General features: G+C 62.9%; 3 protein-coding genes and 1 pseudogene. 2 read left to right on the top strand and 2 right to left on the bottom strand.

Annotated features, from left to right (window positions below; translation table 11 throughout):
* The first annotated feature begins 320 nt into the window (after nt 1–320).
* Nucleotides 321–1,223 (top strand): sulfite exporter TauE/SafE family protein, encoded by a 903-nt coding sequence (locus OKC30_RS19865; protein WP_160837811.1) that lies wholly within the window; start codon nt 321–323, stop codon nt 1,221–1,223.
* Here the strand turns inward: OKC30_RS19865 and OKC30_RS19860 are convergent.
* Together OKC30_RS19860 and hemL are read right to left on the bottom strand one after the other, a co-directional pair.
* Nucleotides 1,138–1,959 carry a hypothetical protein gene (locus tag OKC30_RS19860; protein WP_160837814.1) on the bottom strand — a complete coding sequence of 274 codons (822 nt, stop codon included), beginning with the start codon at nt 1,957–1,959 and terminating at the stop codon, nt 1,138–1,140. The two genes, OKC30_RS19865 and OKC30_RS19860, sit on opposite strands and share 86 nt — an antisense overlap.
* Nucleotides 1,960–2,159: 200 nt before the next feature.
* Nucleotides 2,160–3,446, bottom strand: a complete 1,287-nt coding sequence (hemL, locus tag OKC30_RS19855; protein WP_039040861.1) for a glutamate-1-semialdehyde 2,1-aminomutase — start codon at nt 3,444–3,446, stop codon at nt 2,160–2,162.
* A gap of 209 nt (nt 3,447–3,655) precedes the next feature.
* Here hemL and clcA point away from each other — a divergent pair.
* Nucleotides 3,656–4,755 (top strand): annotated as a pseudogene (clcA, locus tag OKC30_RS19850) (H(+)/Cl(-) exchange transporter ClcA); the annotation flags it as partial.
* Nucleotides 4,756–4,823: the final 68 nt, after the last annotated feature.

The raw sequence follows: 4,823 nt of genomic DNA, 5'->3' as shown, positions 1-4,823 counted from the left end.
GTTTGGAGACAGCCAGTTTACCAGCACCCTGTCTGTCAACTTCCACTTCCCCAAGATCCCGCGAAGAACCAAAAAAGAAGGCGGGTCACCCCGCCTTCTTTCGTTTACGCCTCACCGGTGCTGTGGTCGTCGCGAAATGACCAGGACTACGCCCGATGAGCCCGGGCTGTCGCCCTCCCAACCAGTATGGATAGCCCCATTCGGGTTCTGCCAGCCAAAATAGTCGGGGCCAAACGTTTGCACCCGTCGTCTCATGATCCTGGCCAGGATTTTTTCCCTCCGCTGCCTTAGAATCGCCGCCCGTTGTTGGAGGTCTCCCCATGCTTGTCACTTTTCTGCGTCTCTTGTTTATCGGTTGTGCCCTGGTCTTTCTCTTTATGCTGGTCCGTGCCTGGTGGCACAAACGGCGTCATGGCCAGCTCGAAGCCACCCCTTTCTGGCCGGTGGCGGCCATCGGTTTTGTGGCCAATTTTCTCGATACCCTGGGGGTGGGGAGCTTTGCGGTGAAGACCGCCTGCTACAAGCAGTTCAGGCTGATCGATGATCGGGTGCTGCCCGGTACCCTCAACGGCCAGTGCGTGCTGCCGACCGTGACCCAGGCTCTCATCTTCATCGGCGTGGTCAACGTGGATCCCATGACCCTCATCAGCATGATGGCGGCGGCAGCAGCCGGTGCGGCCTGGGGCGCCCGTTACGTGGCTTCCTTTGATCGCCAGACCATCCGGCTGGTGATGGCGGTCTCCCTGCTGGTGGTCGCCGGTCTCATCTTTGCCGGTCTGCTTGGGCTCTTCCCCCTCGGTGGCGAGGCCATGGGGCTGAGCGGTTACAAGCTGGGGATCGCCCTTGCCGGCAACTTCCTGTTCGGAGCCCTGATGAACGTCGGTATCGGCCTGTTCGCCCCCTGCATGACCCTGGTCTATCTGCTCGGCATGAACCCGCTGGTGACCTTCCCCATCATGATGGGATCCACCGCCGTGCTCAGCGTCTTCTCGGCGGGGACCTTCATTCGCATGGGGGCTTTCGATGCGCGGGCCGTGCTGGCGGTGGCCATCTTCGGCCCCATCGGCGTGGTGCTGGCGGCCATGCTGGTCAAATCCATGGAGATGGAGATGCTCAAATGGCTGGTGGCCTTCATCGTCATCTATACCTCCTGGACCATGTACGCCTCCTGGCGGGCGGCTCGTCGCCCCACCGCGCAGCTGGCTGCGGATATCGCTGGTTAGCCTGCACCAGTGCGGCTTCCGCCCTGGCACCGAGAAACACATAGAGCCCCAGCGCCAGCAGCAACCCCACGGCGCAGCCCATCACCCCCACCGCAGGCCAGAGCAGTTCGCTCTGGCCGAGGGATCCCTTGAACAGCAGCAGCAACCCCTCGATGGAGACCGCGATCAGGATGGCGGCGATAAAGCGGGTAATGGTGCGCCGGATGGCGCTGTGGCGGAAGATGTCCTTATGCAGCAGCACCTCCTCTTCGAGGATGGTCTTGCCGAGATCGAACACCGCCAGCGCGAGCGTGAGGAAGATGATGGCGCTGAAGGCCCCCAGCCGGTTCTGCTGGGTGCCGCACAGGAGCAGATAGAGCTGTTCCAGCCCGTGCCAGATGAGGGTGCCGACGATGAGAAACAGGGCCAGACTCAGGACGACGTAGACGGCCCTGAACCAGGGAATGGCGCGCCGCCGCTCCCTGTCCCCCATCAGCCAGGCGATCAGCTGGTGCAGGTTGATCTCCAGCTCCCGGCCATGGCCCTGCACCAGCAGGCGCAGCTGCCCCTGGGCCGCCGGAACGGGCGCCAGTATGGCAGGCCTGATCTGGGGGGCCAGGCTCTTCACCTCCTCGACGAAGGCATAGGTCTTGAGAGACGCCTCGGGGAGGGTGAGCAGCCCCAGCAGCAGGGGGGCCAGCTCGGTTTCGTACTCCTGATAGCGCCGCAGCACATCGATGGGGCTCATCTCTGCCATATACACCTCGGTCCAATGGGCTCCTGAAGCAGGGGCCTGCAAATTGTGGGCCCGATTTATGACAGCCCGTGTACGGCGCGGCGCACCAGCAGGTGGCAAGGTTCCGGTGAGGGACTTAAGGATGCACCACTATGGTGCCTTGTCGGGACGAGCAAACAAAAAAGGGCCCCATCGGGGCCCTCTGCACATCTTGCTGCTTGTCAGCCAGCCAGCTTGGCGAAGCTGCGCTCGGCGGCCGCCAGGGTGTGTTCAATCTCCTTGTCGCCGTGCGCCAGCGACAGGAAGCCCGCCTCGTAGGCGCTCGGTGCCAGATAGACACCCTCTTCCAGCATCAGGTGATAGAAGCGCTTGAAGCGTTCCATGTCGCAGCGAGTCACCTGCTCGTAGCGGGTGATCTCGGTCTCGTCGGTGAAGAAGAAGCCGAACATGCCGCCCACGTAGTTGATGGCGAGCGGGATGCCGTGCCTGGCGGCGGCGGCTTTGAGCCCCTCGGCGACACGGGCGGTCTTGGCGCTCAGCTGCTCATAGAGGCCCGGCTCCAGCAGCAGGTCCAGCATGGTGAGGCCGGCGGCCATGGCCACCGGGTTGCCGGAGAGGGTACCAGCCTGATAGACGGGGCCGGTCGGGGCGATGTGTTGCATCACCTTCTTCTTGCCGCCGAAGGCGCCCACCGGCATGCCGGCACCGATGATCTTGCCGAGGGTGGTGAGATCCGGGTCGATGTTGTAGTGGCCCTGGGCACCACGCAGGGAGACGCGAAAACCCGTCATCACCTCATCCAGGATCAGCAGGGCGCCGAACTCGTCACAAATGGCGCGCAGCCCTTCCAGGAAGCCGGGCACCGGCGGGATGCAGTTCATGTTGCCAGCGACCGGCTCGACGATGATACAGGCGATCTCGCTGCCGTACTGGGTGAAGGCTTCGCGCACCGAGTCCAGATCGTTAAAGACACAGGTGAGCGTGTGTTTGGCGAAATCGGCCGGTACGCCCGGGCTGTTGGGCTGACCCAGGGTGAGGGCACCGGAGCCGGCCTTGACCAGCAGGGAGTCGGCATGGCCGTGGTAGCAGCCTTCAAACTTGACGATCTTGTCGCGACCGGTGTAGCCGCGGGCCAGCCGGATGGCGCTCATGGTCGCCTCGGTGCCGGAGTTGACCATCCGCACCTGCTCCATGGAGGGGACGATCTGGCGCACCTTCTCGGCCATCAGCACTTCGATCTCGGTCGGGGCACCGTAGCTAAGCCCTTTTTCCACCGCCTTGATGACCGCGGCCTTGATGGCCGGGTGGTTGTGACCGAGCAGCATGGGGCCCCAGGAACCGATGTAATCCACATAGGCCTGGCCGTCCACGTCATAGAGGTAGGCGCCATCGGCGTGATCGATGAAGCGGGGTGTGCCGCCGACCCCGTTGAAGGCGCGGACCGGTGAGTTGACGCCACCGGGAATGGTCTGGCGGGCCTGTTCAAACAGCTGATCTGATTTTGACATGGATCATCCTTAATGGGATTTTGGTCGTTACCCGGGCGCAGGCTGCCGATTGCGGCTCGGCAGGGGATGGCGGGAGGAGTATGCTTTGCGCTCTCGCCCCGGACTCTCGCCCGTGATACATGAAACGGGCCGACTATAGCAGAAAGGCCCAGAGCTGGGCAGCCGAGGCCGAGGTGTGTCTGGTCCTCGTTAGATGAGCGTGATTATCCATGGAGCAACAAGCCATTCCTTCCGCCGACGCGGCCTCGCTGCGTCGTCCTCCAGTCTTGCAGCGCCTGATACGGCGGGACAAGATGCCGCTGCTGGTGCTCCTGCTGGCGGCCCTGGTCGGCCTGCTGGCAGGCCTGGTGTGCGGATTGTTCGAGTCTTGCGTTCACTGGCTGGCCCAGCAGCGTGTCGACTTGCTGGCCGATCGCCCCTGGTGGCAGCTCGGTCTGCTCGGCTTTGGTTTCAGCGCCCTGCTGGGGTTGGTCGGCTATTTCCTCACTCATGCCTTTGCCCCCGAGGCGGGGGGATCCGGTATCCCGGAAATTGAAGGGGCCATGGACGACCTGCGCCCGGTACGCTGGTGGCGGGTGTTGCCGGTGAAGTTTTTTGGCGGGGTCTGTACCCTGAGTTCCGGCATGGTGCTGGGTGGGAGGGGCCCTCGGTGCAGATAGGGGGCAACCTCGGCAAGATGGTGGCGGATATCTTCCGGTTGCCCAAGGAGCATGGCCACGCCCTGCTGGCTGCCGGTGCGGCGGGTGGTCTCGCTGCGGCCTTCAATGCCCCGCTGGCAGGGATACTGTTTGTCATGGAAGAGATGCGACCGCAATTTCGCTACTCCTTCCTCGCCATCAAGGCGGTCGGGATTTCGGCCGTCATGGCGACCCTGATGCTGCAGAACATGAAAGGGCAATCCCCCGTCATCATGCTGCCTCACTACGACGCTCCGGCCTTGAAGGCGCTCTGGCTGTTTCTCTTCATGGGGGGCTGCTTTGGTGTGCTGGGGTTCGTCTTCAACAAGCTGGTGCTCGCCTGTCAGGATGGTTACCTGGCATTGCATCAGAACAAGCGCCACCGCTTCGTCATCATCGGCATGGGGGTGGCTGGAACCTTTGGCATGCTGTCGCTGTTCGCCCCTTCGGTCACTGGAGGGGGAATCGAGCTCATCCCGCATCTGACGGGGGGAGACTATGCGATGGCGACGCTCTTCATCATCTTCTCGGTGCGACTGGTGGGTACCCTCATCTGCTTTTGCTCGGGGGCCCCTGGTGGTGTCTTTGCGCCGACCCTGGCGCTGGGCACCCTGTTCGGGGTGATCTTTGGTTCATCGCGGCTTTCCGGGGAAGGCCGCCTTGATTTTCAGAAAAAAGTATTCTGAGTCCCTAAATCCAT

This window comes from Aeromonas sp. QDB18, assembly GCF_027705325.1.
Taxonomy (GTDB): Bacteria; Pseudomonadota; Gammaproteobacteria; order Enterobacterales; family Aeromonadaceae; genus Aeromonas; species Aeromonas caviae.
The sequence above is the reverse complement of the archived record's forward strand: the minus strand, read 5'-3'. Positions and strand labels throughout refer to the sequence as shown.